The organism is Brevundimonas sp. (assembly GCF_965279155.1).
Classification (GTDB): Bacteria; Pseudomonadota; Alphaproteobacteria; order Caulobacterales; family Caulobacteraceae; genus Brevundimonas.
The window spans coordinates 3,104,132-3,119,903 of the sequence record NZ_OZ257138.1; the positions used below are offsets into that span (position 1 = coordinate 3,104,132).

The 15,772-nt window shown below is 67.0% G+C and carries 16 protein-coding genes; 11 read left to right on the forward strand and 5 right to left on the reverse strand.

Annotation, left to right across the window (positions count from 1 at the left end):
• Positions 1-63 precede the first annotated feature (63 nt).
• The 8 genes from ACQY72_RS15045 (at position 64) to ACQY72_RS15080 (ending at position 7,327) form a co-directional block, all read left to right on the forward strand.
• Positions 64-1,857 carry a M3 family oligoendopeptidase gene (locus ACQY72_RS15045; protein WP_428154557.1) on the forward strand — a complete coding sequence of 598 codons (1,794 nt, stop codon included), beginning with the start codon at positions 64-66 and terminating at the stop codon, positions 1,855-1,857.
• Between the two features lie 76 nt (positions 1,858-1,933).
• Positions 1,934-2,206: an aa3-type cytochrome c oxidase subunit IV gene (locus ACQY72_RS15050; protein WP_428154558.1), complete on the forward strand. Its 273-nt coding sequence runs from the start codon at positions 1,934-1,936 to the stop codon at positions 2,204-2,206.
• Between the two features lie 139 nt (positions 2,207-2,345).
• Positions 2,346-3,479: a Re/Si-specific NAD(P)(+) transhydrogenase subunit alpha gene (locus ACQY72_RS15055; protein WP_428154560.1), complete on the forward strand. Its 1,134-nt coding sequence runs from the start codon at positions 2,346-2,348 to the stop codon at positions 3,477-3,479.
• Complete coding sequence (locus tag ACQY72_RS15060) at positions 3,476-3,952, forward strand: hypothetical protein (protein WP_428154562.1); 477 nt, start codon at positions 3,476-3,478, stop codon at positions 3,950-3,952. The genes ACQY72_RS15055 and ACQY72_RS15060 overlap by 4 nt, the downstream gene beginning before the upstream one ends.
• 2 nt (positions 3,953-3,954) lie before the next feature.
• Complete coding sequence (locus ACQY72_RS15065; RefSeq protein ID WP_428154564.1) at positions 3,955-4,305, forward strand: NAD(P) transhydrogenase subunit alpha; 351 nt, start codon at positions 3,955-3,957, stop codon at positions 4,303-4,305.
• Positions 4,302-4,568 (forward strand): hypothetical protein, encoded by a 267-nt coding sequence (locus ACQY72_RS15070; protein ID WP_372693433.1) that lies wholly within the window; start codon positions 4,302-4,304, stop codon positions 4,566-4,568. Before ACQY72_RS15065 ends, ACQY72_RS15070 begins: the two co-directional genes overlap by 4 nt.
• 13 nt (positions 4,569-4,581) lie before the next feature.
• Entirely contained in the window at positions 4,582-6,003 is a 1,422-nt protein-coding gene (locus ACQY72_RS15075) for an NAD(P)(+) transhydrogenase (Re/Si-specific) subunit beta (RefSeq protein WP_428154566.1), read from the forward strand.
• Between the two features lie 217 nt (positions 6,004-6,220).
• The gene (locus tag ACQY72_RS15080; RefSeq protein WP_428154567.1) at positions 6,221-7,327 is read left to right on the forward strand and encodes an acyltransferase family protein; all 1,107 of its coding nucleotides are present in this window, start codon (positions 6,221-6,223) and stop codon (positions 7,325-7,327) included.
• Between the two features lie 4 nt (positions 7,328-7,331).
• On the opposite strand, the gene ACQY72_RS15085 is transcribed toward ACQY72_RS15080, so the two are convergent.
• Entirely contained in the window at positions 7,332-7,571 is a 240-nt protein-coding gene (locus ACQY72_RS15085) for a hypothetical protein (protein WP_428154569.1), read from the reverse strand.
• 91 nt (positions 7,572-7,662) lie between these two features.
• Between ACQY72_RS15085 and ACQY72_RS15090 the strand changes: the two genes are divergently transcribed.
• On the forward strand, positions 7,663-8,652 hold the full coding sequence (locus ACQY72_RS15090) for a helix-turn-helix transcriptional regulator (protein WP_428154571.1): 990 nt from the start codon (positions 7,663-7,665) through the stop codon (positions 8,650-8,652).
• Positions 8,653-8,724: 72 nt separating this feature from the next.
• The gene (locus ACQY72_RS15095) at positions 8,725-10,158 is read left to right on the forward strand and encodes a hypothetical protein (protein WP_428154572.1); all 1,434 of its coding nucleotides are present in this window, start codon (positions 8,725-8,727) and stop codon (positions 10,156-10,158) included.
• A gap of 59 nt (positions 10,159-10,217) precedes the next feature.
• On the opposite strand, the gene ACQY72_RS15100 is transcribed toward ACQY72_RS15095, so the two are convergent.
• Positions 10,218-11,195, reverse strand: coding sequence for a DUF6607 family protein (locus ACQY72_RS15100; protein WP_428154574.1), 978 nt, complete (start codon positions 11,193-11,195; stop codon positions 10,218-10,220).
• A gap of 39 nt (positions 11,196-11,234) precedes the next feature.
• Positions 11,235-13,445 (reverse strand): TonB-dependent hemoglobin/transferrin/lactoferrin family receptor, encoded by a 2,211-nt coding sequence (locus ACQY72_RS15105; RefSeq protein ID WP_428154576.1) that lies wholly within the window; start codon positions 13,443-13,445, stop codon positions 11,235-11,237.
• 132 nt (positions 13,446-13,577) lie between these two features.
• Here ACQY72_RS15105 and ACQY72_RS15110 point away from each other — a divergent pair, with 132 nt between their 5' ends.
• Positions 13,578-14,096 carry a hypothetical protein gene (locus ACQY72_RS15110; protein WP_428154578.1) on the forward strand — a complete coding sequence of 173 codons (519 nt, stop codon included), beginning with the start codon at positions 13,578-13,580 and terminating at the stop codon, positions 14,094-14,096.
• Here the strand turns inward: ACQY72_RS15110 and ychF are convergent.
• Positions 14,089-15,183 (reverse strand): redox-regulated ATPase YchF, encoded by a 1,095-nt coding sequence (gene ychF, locus ACQY72_RS15115; RefSeq protein ID WP_428154580.1) that lies wholly within the window; start codon positions 15,181-15,183, stop codon positions 14,089-14,091. The two genes, ACQY72_RS15110 and ychF, sit on opposite strands and share 8 nt — an antisense overlap.
• Before the next feature lie 69 nt (positions 15,184-15,252).
• Positions 15,253-15,750: a copper chaperone PCu(A)C gene (locus ACQY72_RS15120; RefSeq protein WP_428154582.1), complete on the reverse strand. Its 498-nt coding sequence runs from the start codon at positions 15,748-15,750 to the stop codon at positions 15,253-15,255.
• Positions 15,751-15,772: the final 22 nt, after the last annotated feature.

Consider the following 15,772-nt stretch of genomic DNA (forward strand, 5'->3'; position numbering starts at 1 on the left):
GCATCGTCGAGAAAGCGTGGCGGAAGGTTGCAGCCGTCGTCCGACATCCCCAGAACAGGGGTCATGAACGCTCCCTTCAAGACGCCCAGCACCGAAGCCCCGCTGTGGGACCTGACCGACCTCTACGCCTCGCGCGACGACGCCAAGGTCGCGGCCGACCTGGAAAAGGCGCGGGGCCTGGTGGATTCGCTGAATGGGTTGAAGGGGAAACTGGCCGCCGAACAGGACGCCGCCGGCCTGGGCGCCGTGCTGGACCGGGCCATCCATCTGTATGAGCAGGCGTCGGACGTGCTGGGCGCGCTGGGCGCCTATGCCTTCCTCTCGGCCTCGACCGCGCGCGACGATGCGACGGCCCAGGGGTTCGAGGCCGATGTGCGCGAGAAGATCACCGCCATCGCCACCCCCACCGTCTGGCTGACGCTGGAGATCAATCAGATCGACGACTCGGCGCTGGAGGCCGCCCTGACCGCCCACGCCGGCGCGGCGCGCTGGCGGCCGTGGTTGCGGCGGGTGCGGGCGATGAAGCCGCATGAGCTGTCGTCCGAGCTGGAGACCTTCATCGCCGAGCGCGGCCCGATCACCGCCCAATGGCCGCGTCTGTTCGATGAGCAGCTGGCCGCGCTGCGTGCGAAAGCGGGCAGCGAAAGCCTGACCCTGGCCGAGGCGCTGAACCGTCTGTCTGACGCCAAGCCTGCGCGCCGCAAGGCCGCCGCCGAGGGCCTGTCGGAAGCTTTGGCCGCCCGCGCCCCGACTTTGGCCCTGGTGCTGAACACCGTCGCCGCCGACAAGGCGATGGAGGATCGCTGGCGCGGTTTCAAACGTCCGGCCGACAGCCGCCACCTGGGCAACGAGGTTGACGGCGAGGCCGTGGACGCCATGGCCGAGGCTGTCGCCGCCGCCTATCCGCGCCTGTCGCATCGCTATTATGCGCTGAAGGCCAAGGCGATGGGCAAGGCGCGGCTGGACCATTGGGATCGCAACGCCCCCATCGAGACCACTGCGCCACGCGCCTTCACCTGGACCCAGGGGCGCGAGATCGTGCTGGACAGTTTCTCGGACCTGGGCGGCGATTTCGCCGACCGGGCGGGCGGCTTCTTCGACAAGCCGTGGATCGACGGTCGGGCGCGGGCGGGCAAGCAGTCGGGCGCCTACGCCCACCCCGTCACCGCCGACCGCCACCCCTATGTCTTCCTGAACTGGATGGGCGAGCGGCGCGACGTCCTGACCCTGGCGCACGAACTGGGGCATGGCGTCCACCAGACGCTCGCGGCCGATCAGGGCACGCTTCTGGCCGACACGCCGCTGACCTTGGCTGAAACCGCGTCCATCTTCGCCGAGGGTCTGACGTTCGATCGCCTGCTGGCGACGGCGCCCAAGTCGGAACAGCGCGGCCTGCTGGCCGGCCGGATCGAGGACGGGCTGAACACCGTCGTGCGCCAGATCGCCTTCCACCGTTTCGAGACCCGATTCCACGACGAGCGCCTGCAGGGCGAGGTGTCGCAGCAGCGCATCAACCAGCTGTGGCTGGAGGAGATGGCCGCCTCGCTGGGGCCGTCGGTCAAGCTGAACCCCGGCTATGAACACTGGTGGGCCTACGTCAGCCACTTCGTCCATTCGCCGTTCTATGTTTACGCCTATGCGTTCGGCGATCTGCTGGTGGCGGCCCTGATGGAGGCGCGGCGCAACGATCCGACGGGCTTCACGCCACTGTATCGCGAGCTATTGGCCGGCGGCGGATCGCGCACCTATGTCGAGGCGCTGAAGCCGTTCGGCCTGGACCCGCGCGACCCGGCCTTCTGGAGCGTGGGCTGCCAGAGGCTGGAGCGTCTGGTGGATCAGTTCGAGGCGCTGGCCTGATCAAGGCATGACTGCGGGCTTGAGCGGGGCGGGCGCCTCGGTGTAAGTCCGCGATAACGACGAGGGGATTCAACGCATGGCCGACCTGCACGACACCGCCAACGCACCTGCCGACGCTGATGCGCAAGCCTATCTGCACGGCCATATGGAAGTGCGCGAGCAGGTCTCGACCTACAGCCTGTTCCTGAACCTGGCCAAGTGGGGCAGCCTGGGCATCGCGGTCCTCCTGCTGTTCCTGACCCTCTGGTTCCATCCGGGCGGCAGCTTCATCGCCGCCGTCATCGGCGCGGTGGTTCTGGGCGGCGCCGGCTTCGTGGCGCTGAAGTCCAAGCCGGACGCCGCGCACTGATCTCTTCATCGGTTGCGCGATTTACCGCTGCGGCGGTCTGAAATCACGCGACCTGGCCAAGCTTTGGCATAACCGTGCTTTGACGGCTTGCGCCGGAACGGCCTAACCTTCGTTCAACGAAAAGAACGAGGGGATTCGCTTGGCCGTCGCTATCGCCGTCACCCGTGAACGTCGCGAAGGCGAGACGCGCTGCGCCGTCACGCCCGAGACGGTCAAGAAGCTGATCGCCCTGGGCGCCACCGTCACGGTCGAGGCCGGGACGGGCCTGGGCTCCTCCATTCCCGACGCGGACTACGCGGCCGCCGGCGCGACGGTGAAGCCGGATACCCGCGCCGTGCTGGACGGCGCCGACATCGTGCTGAAGGTGCGCGGCCCCACGGCCCAGGAGACCAGCGCGCTGAAGCCCGGCGCGATCGTCGTCGCCATGCTGGATGCTTATCGCGACAAGGCGACAGTCGAGGCCCTGACCGGCGCGAACGCCACCGCCTTCGCCATGGAGTTCGTGCCCCGCATCACCCGCGCCCAGGTCATGGACGTGCTGTCGTCCCAGGCGAACCTGGCCGGATACCGTGCGGTGATCGAGGCGGCCTACGCCTATGGCAAGGGCTTCCCGATGATGATGACGGCGGCCGGCACGGTCGCCCCGGCCAAATGTTTCATCATGGGCGTGGGCGTCGCCGGACTTCAGGCCATCGCCACTGCGCGTCGTTTGGGCGCCGTCGTCACCGCAACCGACGTCCGCCCGGCCACCAAGGAACAAGTCGAAAGCCTGGGCGCCAAATTCCTGGCCGTCGAGGACGAGGAGTTCAAGAACGCCCAGACCGCCGGCGGCTACGCCAAGCCGATGTCGGCGGAATACCAGGCCAAACAGGCCGAACTGACCGCGACCCACGTGCTCAAGCAGGACATCGTCATCACGACGGCCCTGATCCCCGGTCGGGCGGCGCCGGTGCTGCTGACGGCGGCGCACGTCGCCTCGATGAAGCCCGGCTCGGTCATCATCGACCTGGCGGTCGAGGCGGGCGGCAATGTTGAGGGCTCCAAGCTGAACGAGGTCGTGACCACCGCGAACGGCGTCACCATCGTCGGCTGGGCCAACCTGCCCGGCCGCATCGCAGCCGACGCCAGCGACCTCTACGCCCGCAACCTGTCCGCCTTCGTCGGCCTGCTGATTAAGGACGGCGTTCTGGCGGTCGATCTGGAGGATGAAATCCTGAAGGCGGCGGTGGTCACCAATGCCGGGGCCGTCGTGCATGAAGGGGTGAGGGGATGAAATCCCGTGCGGGCAAACTCTTCTTTGGCGTGATCTGGCTGCTCGTTCTCGGGAATATGGTGTCCCTTGATTGGGAGCAGTTTGCTGCAAATCATTCGGGTGCGTCTATCTGGGACTATCTCCGCGATGCGCTTCCATTGCTCGGCCAGTTGGCTGCCTTTGTCGTCGGCATCTTCGTTCTCGGCGCCTTGGCGTCAGTCGTTGCGCCGCGTCTCGCGACATTGTGCGCCCCGCCGCGCAATCCTGCTCCGCCTGCCGATGCTGGACCGCTTTACGCCATGAGGACGTTTCCTATCCACGTCGGGATCTGCGTGGGCCTGACAGCCGGCGTTGCCCTGACTCTGCTTTCTTGGAGCGTCGTTGCGATGATTCTGATCGTACCGGCCATCGGCGCTTGGGTCTTGTTGGCGCGTCGCATGGGCTTCGAGCCGTCGAACGATCCAGCCGCTTCTCATAGTTCGCAGGGAAACTGACCATGGAACACGTCGACCCCACCGTCTTCCGCCTGGCCATCTTCGTGCTGGCGATCTTCGTCGGCTATTATGTCGTCTGGAGCGTGACGCCGGCCCTGCACACGCCGCTTATGGCCGTGACCAACGCCATTTCCAGCGTCATCATCGTCGGCGGCCTGATCGCGGCGGCGGCCGTGTCGGGCGACGCGACCGGCCCCAGCGCCTGGATCGCCAAGGGGGCGGGCGTGCTGGCCGTGACCCTGGCCAGCGTCAACATCTTCGGCGGCTTCATGGTCACGCGGCGGATGCTGGCCATGTACAAGAAGAAGGAGCGGCCGGCGCCCAAGGCCGCGTCCTCTGAGGCGTCTTCGTGACGGACGCCGCGCAGATCGCCATCACCGGCTCCTGGGTCGCCACCGGCGTCGGTTTCGGCCTGTGGCTGTACGGCTGGTTCGGGACCAAGGTTCCGATCAAGCGCCAGCGGCTACATGACTGCGGCATCGCCCTTGTGTTTTCGGCCATTCTGGTCCGGGTCGTGACCCAGGACCGGCCGTTGGGCGTCTTCGAATGGGCCCTGTTCTTCATCGGCCCGTTGTTCATCGCCGCCGCCCTGTGGCGGCTGGCGCGCACGTCTTGAGGGGAGGGGCGTGATGAACGCATCGCTGGCTGCACTGGCCTATCTGGTTTCGGGCGTCCTGTTCATCCTGTCGCTGCGGGGGCTGTCCAGCCCCGAGACCAGCCGCCAGGGCAACACCTTCGGCATGATCGGCATGGCCCTGGCCATTGGCGTGACCCTGCTGACGCTCGGCACGACGGGCGCGTTGGACACCGTGACCCTGGCCCTGATCGCGGGCGGGGTCATCGTCGGCGGCGGGACCGGCGCCCTGATCGCCAAGCGGGTCGCCATGACCGACATGCCGCAACTGGTCGCCGCCTTCCACAGCCTGGTCGGCATGGCCGCCTGCCTAGTCGCCATCGGCGCTGTCTATGCGCCTGAGGCCTTCGGAATCCTCACCGACGACGGGACGGGCATCAAGACCCTGTCGATCATCGAGCTGTCCCTCGGCGTCGCCATCGGGGCCATCACCTTCACCGGCTCGGTCATCGCCTTCGCCAAGCTGAACGGCAACATGAGCGGCGCGCCGATCATCCTCCCCGCTCGGCATCTGATCAACGTCGGCCTGGCGCTAGGGCTGGTCTTGCTGATCGGTATTCTGATCGGCACCAACGGCGCGGCGACCTGGGCCTTCTGGGGCGTCTTCCTGATCGCCCTGATCCTGGGCGCGACCCTGATCATCCCCATCGGCGGGGCCGACATGCCGGTGGTGGTCTCGATGCTGAACTCCTATTCCGGCTGGGCGGCGGCGGCCCTGGGCTTCACGCTGGAGAACATCGCCCTGATCATCACCGGCGCCCTGGTCGGGTCGTCGGGCGCGATCCTCAGCTACATCATGTGCAAGGGCATGAACCGCAGCTTCATCAGCGTCATCCTGGGCGGTTTCGGCGGCGCGGACGCGGCGGCCGGTCCCGCCGGCGCCAAGGAGACGCGGCCGGTCAAACAGGGCTCGGCCGAGGACGCCGCCTTCATCATGAAGAACGCGTCCAAGGTCATCATCGTCCCCGGCTACGGCATGGCCGTGGCCCAGGCCCAGCATGCCCTTCGCGAAATGGCCGACAAGCTGAAGGAGGAGGGTGTCGAGGTGAAATACGCCATCCACCCCGTCGCCGGCCGGATGCCGGGCCATATGAACGTGCTTCTGGCCGAGGCCAACGTCCCCTATGACGAGGTGTTCGAGCTGGAGGACATCAACGCCGAGTTCGCCACCGCCGACGTCGCCTTCGTCATCGGCGCCAACGACGTCACCAACCCCGCCGCCAAGACCGACCCCACCAGCGCCATCTACGGCATGCCTATCCTGGACGTTGAAAAGGCCGGCACGGTCCTGTTCATCAAGCGCGGCATGGGCTCGGGCTACGCCGGCGTCGAGAACGAGCTGTTCTTCCGCGACAACACCATGATGCTGTTCGCCGACGCCAAGAAGATGGTCGAGGGGATCGTGAAGGGGCTGTGATCTCCCACGGTCGTCATCCTAGGCCTTGTGCCTAGGATCCATAAACACGAGCTTTTCCGCTGGGCACGGCGTCGAGCACAGGGAGTCTGGATCCTAGGCACAAGGCCTAGGATGACGGGCAGGAAGAGGGGGCGTCGGAGATCGTTGGCGCCGCCCATCATCTCGCCCATCGCCGAAACCCCTATCGCGTAACCTTGACCGGCGCTATCACGCGTCCGTGAACGCCCTGTCCAAACCCGCCCCCGTCGCCCACCGCCGTTTCGAGGCCTTGGATTCCCTGCGTGGGGTGTGCGCCATCCTTGTGGTGATGTTCCATATGCCGGTGGCAAGCCATTGGCGCGATTGGGGTTTCATCCAGCACTCTTATCTGTTCGTCGATTATTTCTTCGTGCTGTCGGGCTTCGTCATCGCCCACGCCTATGCGAACCGGTTGACGTCGGGGCGGGACGCCGGGCGGTTCATGGTGCGGCGGTTCGGGCGGATCTGGCCGCTGCACTTGCTGATGCTGGCGGCCTTCGTCGGGCTGGAGCTGGCGCGGCTGGTGTTTTATTTCGACAGCGCGCCGCCGTTCACGCGGGACCGGTCGATCGAGGCGATCTTCACTAACCTGGCGCTGATCCAGGCCTGGCATGTGCATCCCTATCTGACCTGGAACGGGCCGGCCTGGACGCTCAGCGCCGAATGGGCCTGCTATCTGATCTTCGCCGGCCTGGTGCTGGTCGCGCCGAAACGGTTCCGCTGGATCGGTCTGGTTCTGGCGATCATCGGGGGCGTGCTGGTTGTCAGCTACGCCCGGCGCTGGATGAACACGACCTATGACTTCGCCGTGCCGCGCGCCGTCTACGGCTTTTTCCTGGGCTGTCTGCTGCAGGGGCTTTGGACGCGCATTCCCCGCCTCAAGGGCGGCGCCGCGACGGTGCTGGAGGTCGCGGCCATCGTGGCGGCCTGCGTCTTCATCGGCTATGCTCAGGGGCCGATCACCGTGGCCGTCACCCTGGTCTTCGTGGTCCTGATCTGGGTCTTCGCGGGCGAGGACGGCGCGCTGTCACGCGTGCTGGATCATCCGGCGTTGGTCACCCTGGGGCGGTGGTCGTTTTCCATCTACATGGTCCACATGTTCATCCTGACCGTGATGATGATCGTGGCCAGGAAGCTGGACTGGGTGCCGGTGCGACGCATCGATTTCGGCTCGGTCTGGCTGAACGACCTGTTCGCCGTCGCCATGTTCGGCTTCATCGTGGCGGTCGCGGTCGTCGCGCACCGACTGGTCGAACAGCCGGCGCAGAGGATGATCGACCGCTGGACCAAGCCGAAAGCGGCCTGAACCTTTAGGCCGCCATCCGCCATTCCGACTGCATCTCGCCTGCACGGCCTTCGTCCCACAGCATGTCCTCGTCCGAATAGCGGCTGCTGGCGGCGGCCGAGATGACGTCGACCACCTGTTCCTCCAGCCGGTCCCAGATCACGGCGAGGTCGGACGAGCCGTCGGCCTCGCACGGCACGATGATGTAGCGGCTGGCGTTGATCGCCGAATGAGCAGGCGAAGGGGTAGGTTGGAAACGAGCCATGATGTGATCTCCTGAAGCGACGGCCTCTTGTCGATGATTGGGTTATGAAGCACTGTTGCGTCAGAAACGGACGTATGGATCGGCGGCGACGGTGAGACACGACAAGGCGGCGATGGTGATCGAACTGGCGCGGCGCATGGCCGCCAGCGCCGAAGGCCTGTCCATCGACGAAATGGCGCGCGACATGCGTGTCGGCCGCCGCACCGCCGAACGGATGCGCGACGCGGTGATGATGCTGTTTCCCCAGGTGGACGAGGTGTCGGACCCGCCGTCGAAACGCTGGCGTATCCGGGGCGGCCTGTCGGCCTTCGAACAGGCGCCGACGGCGACCGAGATGCTGGAACTGTCCAAGGCGGCGTCCGCCCTGCGGGCCGCAGGCGAACCGGCGCGGGCGACGGCGCTGGAGGGACTGGAGCGCAAGCTGAAGGCGGCGATGCGGTCCACCACACTGAACCGGATGGCGCCGGACCTTGAGGCCCTGGTCCGGGCCGAGACCATCGCCGTTCAGGCCGGGCCGCGCCCCTCGGCGGACGAGGCCATGCTGACCGCCATTCGCGGCGCCGTGCTGGCGCAGCAGCCGCTGGGCTTCACCTATTCGCGCCCGGGGGCCGAACCGCGTCGGCGTAGCGTCGCGCCGTGCGGCGTCATGTTCGGCCGCGCCAACTATCTGGTCGCCGCCGACCGCGAGACGGGCCGCATCCAGACCTTCCGCCTGGACCGTATGAGCCACGTCGCCCCTCAGGAGGGGCTGGCCGTCCCGCCCGCCGATTTCGACCTGGGCGTCTTCGCCAGCCAGTCCTTCGGCATCTATCAGGACGAGATCGAGGACGTCGTGCTGCGGATTACGCCCCAGGGCGCGGCCGAGGCGAAGAGCTGGCGCTGGCATCCGACCCAGAGTTTCGAGGATCAGTCGGACGGCGCGGTCGTCGTGCGGTTCCGCGCCTCGGGCATGCGCGAACTGGCCTGGCACCTGTTCACCTGGGGCGAGCAGGCGCAGATCCTGGCGCCCGAGCGGCTGAAGGCCGTCATGGCCGGGGAACTGGCGGCGGCGGGTCGCGCCCTGGAACGGGCGTCAGCCTGACGAAACCGTAAGCTGACGCGGCGCGTTCAGCACCGCTAGGCTTCGCGCCGACCATCCTTCAGGAGATCGCCCTTGCGCGTCCACGCCTTCGCTTCGTCCGCCATCGCCGTTGTTCTTCTTATGGGAGGCGCCTGCGCGGCCGGTCCGACCGTTTCGCGGCAAGCCGTTCTGGATGAAAGCGCACCCCAGGTGACCGTGACCCGCAACGGCGACCATCTGAACATCGACTATCGCTTCGGTCGCGACGTTCCGGTCTGGGCCTTCATGGATTCGGCGCTGGAGACGGATTCGCGCCAGCCATGGCGGCCGCGCCAATGGACGGTGCAGACGCCGGGCGTGGTGATGGAGCGGCGCGGTCACTACGACATCATTCGCAGCACGGACGGCGGCCCGGTGCCGCGCGAGGTGCGGTTCCGCGTCAGGCCCCAGGCGGTGGACCTGGAGGCCGAATATCCGACCCTGCTGTTCTCCAACGGCGCGGTCGCCCTGCCGACGCGGCAACTGGATGTCTTCGCCCTGCCGTCGGCCCAGGCGGCGGAGGATGTGCCGGACGACCTCAACCGGGTGACGCTGGATGGTGGATCGTCGCGGGTGACCTGGCGCGACGACAATGGGCCGGTGCTGTTCAATGGGCGTCGGCATGACCAACTGACCACGATGGACGAGCGCAGCTATGTCCTGCTGGGCGAGGCGACGGTGACGCCTGGCGAGGGGTTGTCGACCGTGATCGACCCCAACCTGCCGCCGTGGATCGGCGAGGAGATTCGCGGTTTCGCCCCGCGTGTCGGCCAATATTACCGCGACCGGCTGGGTGCGCCGGGTTCGGGCGGCGACACCCCCATCGTCATGGTGGCCTGGAACGGTCCGACCGAACAGATGACCAGCATGGGCGGCAGCGTCCTGCCCGGTCTGATCGTCATGTCGTTCGAGGGGCGCGGGGTGACCACGGCCCAGCCCGACATCATGGAGCGGTCGCGCTGGTTCATCGGCCATGAGGCGGCGCATTTCTGGCTGGGCCAGACCGTCCGCTATCAGTTCGCCGACGAGGCCTGGATCACCGAGGGCGGCGCCGACCTGATGGCGGTGCGGGCGCTGAAGCGTCTGGACCCCGCCTATGACGACCGCAGCGAGCTTCAGTCCGAGGTAGATGATTGTGTGAACCTGGCCAAGAAGCCGGTCGCCCAGGCGGGCGCGCGGGGCGAACACCGCGCCTATTATGCGTGCGGCGCCGTCTTCGCCATGGCGGCAGAGGGCGCGCAGAAACAAAGGACGGGCGGGGACTGGCTCGACTTCCTGAAACCCCTTCTGCGCCAGCCGGACGGCGTGCTGAGCCGCGAGGAATGGCTGACGGCCCTGACGCGGACATCGCGCGATCCGTCGCTGCGCGGGGATGTGGAACGGTTGCTGGATCAGGGGGCGGCCGATCCGTCGGCCGTCATCGCGCGCCTGTTCCAACGCACCGGCGTGGCCTTCCGCCTCGTTGATGGCCGCATCGTCCTGAGCTGAAACGAAAAACGGCGACCGGAGATACCGGCCGCCGTCTCACGCTCCGCGCTTGGGGATGGTCAGCGCGGCGTCGTGGCCTCGGTGATCAGGACGCGGGCCTTGGCGACGGCCTCGGCCTCGGTGGTTTCGCCATCCGCGATCTGTTGCGCCAGGTCCATCAGCGGCGTGCCGGTGACCGAACCCGTCTCGCCGATCTCCTGCAGATGGACGCCATTATGGGCGGCGATGGCGGCGTCCCAGGCGTCCCGCACGGCGGACCAGAAGCCCTGCGTTTTGGTCCAGTAGTCGTCGCCGGCCTGGGGCGAATAGCTGGTGGACCGGTCATAGGTGTTGATGACGTCTTCCTGGACGATGGCGACAGGCTCGCCGCCGGCCTTGCCCGACATCTTCATATTGTCCTGGATATGGACCCAGCCGTCCGGCGTCAGGATGTGGCGGTTGGTCCCCATATAGCGATCATAGACCGGGTTGCGCACCGCATCGCGACGCGCCAGCGGCCTCCACGTGGCGTTCGAGGTCCAGGCAGACAGGCCGTTGTCATAGGTCCAACGGCCGACGCCGCCGTAACGGGGCGAATCGTCAGTCTGCCAAACCGTCTGGGACCAGGCGCCCGCGCGCTCGGCTTCGGGCACCGCCGTCAGGGTCCACTGGTTCGGCCCGGCATAGGTCAGGACCGTTTGGGGCTGATAGACCCAGTCGTGGCGCCAGTGTTTGATGACCATGACCTGGCCCTCATGCTCCATCACCAGGATGTGCTGCAGGCTGATGCGGTCGCCCTTGTCATAGACGACGCGGACGATCTCGCTCCCGCCCGACAGCTTCTCTTCCAATGGGTCGTAGTCGGCGCGGAAGCTGACGTTTTCGCGCATGTCGAAATGGACGCGGTACTGGCCGGCCTGGGCCAGGATCGACTGGCGATCCCGTTCGAAGGCGCTGGCGGGCGCAGAGGCCTGTGCGGTCGGGGCGGCGGCGTCCGACGCCTGTGCGGTCGGGGCGGTGGCCGTCAGCAGGGCGGCGGCGATCAATATGGCGCGCATCGGGCGGCTCCTTGAGGTGTGGGAAGATTTCATGGTCGCTTACAGACGCAGGGTCAGGGAGACGCCGAAGTTGCGGCCCGGCTGGGTGTAGGCGTCCTTGACGGTCGAGGCGGCGGACAGGCCGCGCACATCGCTCCACCAGCCATAGGTCTCGTCGAACACGTTGAAGGCGCCGGCCCGCAGCGTCGCCCGCTCCGTCACGTTCCAATAGGCCGTCAGGTCCAGCAGGGTGAAGCTGTCGCCCAGATAGCAGGCCGATCCACACGACAGACCGCCATAGGTCGCGTCGTCCTTCTTGCCCGACCACGTCACCGTCGCCGAACCGCCCCAGACGCCCGACCGAGCGGCATAGTTCACGCCGGCGACCACCTTGACCGGATCGCTGCTGCCCAGCTCGGAGCGACGTCCGTCGGTCGTCTGTTCGCCCTCGGCGTATGCGGCCGAGCCGATCAGGCTGAAGCCATTGTCCCAGTAGATGTCGGCGCGCGCCTCCAGGCCACGGATGTCCACCTCGGTCAGGTTGACGTACTGATAGACCAGCGGATCGACGCCGGGGACGCCCGTGCCGCTGACCACCACCTGATCGATGAAGTCGTCATAGTGGGTGGCGAAGGCAGTGGTGTTCAGCCGCATCTTGCCGCCCGCCACGTCGATGTCGCGCAGACGGAAACCGGCCTCGAAGCTCTCGCTGGTCTCGGGCGACAGGTTGGGGTTCGGGATCGAGCGATAGCCGAAGACGGGGTTCTCGAAGAAGTTGTTCACCTGCATCGGCGACGGCGCGCGGAAGCCCAGGCTATAGTTGGCGAAGACGCCCAGGTGCGCCCCGGTCCAATAGACCACGCCCAGCTTGGGCGAGATGTGATCGTCGCTCTGGCCCGAAGCCGCCGCCGGGAACTGGGCGTCGACCTTGGGTGACAGATCATACCAGTCATAGCGCACGGCCGGGATGATGCTGAGCGCGCCGTCCAGCAGCTCGATCTCGTCCTGCACGAACAGGCCAGCCAACTGGAACTCGGTTTTGGGGAAGGCGCGGATGGGGAAGGTCTCGCCGACCGGCGGGGTCACGCCGTCGCGGATGCCTTCCTGTTTGGTCATCGACCAGTCGCCGCCGACGGTGACGCGGTGCTGAACCTGGCCGCCCTCGCCGAAGACGCGGGCGCCCTGGGCGGCGAAGCCATAGACGGTGTTGTCGAAGGTGGTGTCGCGGACGCGGTCCACCGCAGGGATGCGGTCCTCGAACGTATACTGACGCGTGGTGGCGTCCTGCCAGTACAAGGAGACCGAGCCGTCGCTGAGGCCGGCGAAGTCCTGGAAGCGCCAGTCCGCGCTGACGCGGTCGCGCTGGGTTTCGTCCTTGGCGGTGACGGCCAGAACGGTCGCCGAGCGGCTGCTCAGCGCGTCGCCGTCCATCTCCGAATCCAGATGGTCATAGGTCAGGCGCAGCGTGTGGTTCGGGTTCACCTCCCACACCAGTTTGCCCAGTATGGCGTTGGAGCTGAAGTCCTGGGGGTTCGGTGCGGTGCGGGTCGCGCCGACGCCGCCGACCGAGCCCTTGTTCTCGGTCTCCTGCGCATCGCGACGCGTATAGGCCAACAGGCCCGACAGCGATCCCGACCGACCCGCGAGGGCCACGCCCTCGGTCCAGCCTTCGTCGGCGGAGTTATAGGCCACGCGGCCGCGCGCGCCGAAGGTCTGGTCGCCGATCAGGAAGTCGGACGGGTCCTTGGTCGTGAAGGCCACGGCGCCGGCGACGCCGTCAGAGCCGTAAAGCGCCGAGGCCGGGCCGCGCAGGATCTCGACCGATTTGACCAGGTCCAGGTCGTTGTAACCGCCCCGACCGACCGCCTGGGCTCCGAAGGAGAAGCCGTTGGGCACACGCACGCCGTCGTTGATGATCAGCACCCGGTCGCCGCCCATGCCGCGAATGGTGAAGCCGGAGTTTGCGTCGCGGCCTGCGCCGGACAGGGCCAGGCTGAAACGCGCAGGGGAGGTGGGAACGCTGACGCCCGGCTCGAACCGGATCAGGTCCTTGATGTCGGTCGCCAGCATCGTTTCGATCTGGGCGGCGTCGATGACGCTGACCGTCGCCGGCGTATTGGAGGCCAGACGCTGCGAGCGCGTGCCGATGACCACGACGGGATCGACTTCGGCCGCCGGCGTGGCGGCAGGCGCTTCGGCGCGCGCGGGCTGGACGATCAGGGCCGAACCGAAGGCGGCTGCGGCTGTGGAGAGGAGGAGAAGGTTACGCATGAATGGCCCCGCTTGATAACTGGCGGGCGTGTTACTGCGAACGACTATCAGAATCAACCGCAATGACTGTGCGGATTTGAACCCGAACCTTGGCCGTGACGTTGTGGCGTGATGAAAACAGCCCTATTCCCGATGGTGGCCGCCATAGTCGCCCTGGCCGCCTGCGGCGATCAGCAGGTCAATCCGCCCAACGAGCCGGCTGCACCGCTGCGCACGCCCGATGCGATGCAGCAAGTCGAGGCAAAGGGGCCGTCGTCTCTGGCGTCGCGTGGGCCGCGTAGTTTCGTGGGGGTGTGGGCGGCCAATCCGCAATGGTGCGCCCGGCCTCAGGGCGAGCGCAGCCCGATCACCCTGACGCCGCTGCGGTTCGAAGCCTATGGACACAACTGCGACATCGCCAGCATCGACGAGACGGGTTCGGGCTATGTCGCGGCTTTGCGGTGCGCGACCCAGGGCCAGGCCAAGACCGAGCGTGTGCATATGACAACGACCGGCGACGTGATGAACCTGACATACATCGACCGGGACATGACGACGGTGAAACTGGCGCGCTGCCCCGGCTCGCCGCGTGCGCCCGATCCCGCCAATCCACTGGAAAAGATGATGAAGCCGGACGGGGCCGAGACCCCGCCCGCCGCGCCGCCTAGTTGAACAGGAAGTTCATCACGTCGCCGTCCTTGACGACATAGGTCTTGCCTTCGGCGCGCAGCTTGCCGGCCTCGCGCGCCTTGGCCTCGCCGCGCAAAGCGACGAAGTCGTCATAGGCGATGGTTTCGGCGCGGATGAAGCCCTTCTCGAAGTCGGTGTGGATCACGCCGGCCGCCTGGGGGCCGGTGGCGCCGACGGGGATGGTCCAAGCGCGGGCTTCCTTGGGGCCGACCGTGAAATAGGTCTGCAGACCCAGCAGCTTGTAGGCCTCGCGGATCAGGCGGTTCAGGCCGGGCTCTTCCAGACCCAGGGTTTCCAGGAACTCCTTCTGCTCCTCGTCGTCCAGCACGGCGATCTCGGATTCGATCTGGGCCGAGATGACGACCGAATTGGCGTTGTCCTGGGCGGCGCGGGCCGCGACCTTGTCGGACAGGTCGTTGCCCTTGTCGGCCGAACCTTCCTCGACGTTCGACACATAGAGAGCGGGCAGGGCGGTCAGCAGTTGCAGCATGTGCCAGGCCTTGGCGTCGTCTTTGGACACGTCGGCGGTGCGGGCGGGCTTGCCGGCGTTCAGCTGGGCCAAGGCCAGATCGACCAGCTTCAGGGTCAGGCCCGATTCCTTGTCGCCGCCCTTGGCGCGCTTTTCGAGCTGGGGCCGGCGGCGCTCCAGGCTCTCCATGTCGGCCAGCATCAGCTCGGTCTCGATGATCTCCAGATCGGCGATCGGATCGATACGGTCCTCGACGTGGGTGATGTCGTCATCGACGAAGCAGCGGGCCACGAAGGCCACGGCGTCGCAGTCGCGGATATTGGCCAGGAATTGGTTGCCCAAACCCTCGCCCTTGGACGCGCCGCGCACCAAGCCGGCGATGTCCACGAAAGTGATGCGTGAGGGGATGATCTCCTTGGACCCGGCGATCTCGGCCAAGGCGTCCAGACGCGGCTCCGGCACCGCCACGTCGCCGGTGTTCGGCTCGATGGTGCAGAACGGATAGTTGGCCGCCTGGGCCGCCGCCGTCTTGGTCAGGGCGTTGAACAGGGTGGACTTGCCGACGTTGGGCAGGCCGACGATCGCGACTTTAAGAGCCATGGTATTCCTCGTGAGCGCGAGCCTTTAGCGGGTTCGATCCCGTTTGTCAGGCTCGCGCTGCAAAAGGCTTCAGTGGGCGCTGTGATCCATGCCCGCCATGGCCGGTTGACGCACTTCCGCCTGCACCGTGATCGCCGGGGCCGAGGCGAACTGGAAGGTCAGAGGCACGGTTTCGCCTGCGACCAGCGGGGCGGTCAATTCGATCAGCATCAGGTGATTTCCGCCGGGCGCCAAGGCTACGGCCTGACCGGCTGGCAAAGGCAGACCCGCCGTCAGTTCGGCCATCTTCATCATGCCGTTCTCGGTCTTCATCTCATGCACCTGAAGCGACCCGGCGCGAGGGGTGGATCCGCCTGTCAGCCGATCGTCGGTCGCTGCGGTCAGGGTGACATAGCAGCCTCCGGCGTTTACCCCGTTCGGCGAGGGGCGGCACCAGGCGTCGGTTGCGGTCACGGCGGCGGCCGCGACGGGAGCGGCCGCATCCCCTGCGGGCGCCTTGGCCTGTTCGGGTGGGTTGCAGGCCGCAAGGGACACAGCGATGGCGGCGAGGGCGAGTTTGGTCTTCATGGCGTCGGGTCTTTCGAATGGT

Coding starts and splice junctions, on each gene's coding strand:
- ACQY72_RS15105 (WP_428154576.1), bottom strand. CDS start 13,445: ATGCGTAACCTTCTCCTCCTCTCCACAGCCGCAGCCGCCTTCGGTTCG.
- ACQY72_RS15100 (WP_428154574.1), bottom strand. CDS start 11,195: ATGCGCGCCATATTGATCGCCGCCGCCCTGCTGACGGCCACCGCCCCG.
- ACQY72_RS15050 (WP_428154558.1), top strand. CDS start 1,934: ATGGCCGACCTGCACGACACCGCCAACGCACCTGCCGACGCTGATGCG.
- ACQY72_RS15085 (WP_428154569.1), bottom strand. CDS start 7,571: ATGGCTCGTTTCCAACCTACCCCTTCGCCTGCTCATTCGGCGATCAAC.
- ACQY72_RS15065 (WP_428154564.1), top strand. CDS start 3,955: ATGGAACACGTCGACCCCACCGTCTTCCGCCTGGCCATCTTCGTGCTG.
- ACQY72_RS15060 (WP_428154562.1), top strand. CDS start 3,476: ATGAAATCCCGTGCGGGCAAACTCTTCTTTGGCGTGATCTGGCTGCTC.
- ACQY72_RS15110 (WP_428154578.1), top strand. CDS start 13,578: ATGGTGGCCGCCATAGTCGCCCTGGCCGCCTGCGGCGATCAGCAGGTC.
- ACQY72_RS15045 (WP_428154557.1), top strand. CDS start 64: ATGAACGCTCCCTTCAAGACGCCCAGCACCGAAGCCCCGCTGTGGGAC.
- ACQY72_RS15075 (WP_428154566.1), top strand. CDS start 4,582: ATGAACGCATCGCTGGCTGCACTGGCCTATCTGGTTTCGGGCGTCCTG.
- ychF (WP_428154580.1), bottom strand. CDS start 15,183: ATGGCTCTTAAAGTCGCGATCGTCGGCCTGCCCAACGTCGGCAAGTCC.
- ACQY72_RS15120 (WP_428154582.1), bottom strand. CDS start 15,750: ATGAAGACCAAACTCGCCCTCGCCGCCATCGCTGTGTCCCTTGCGGCC.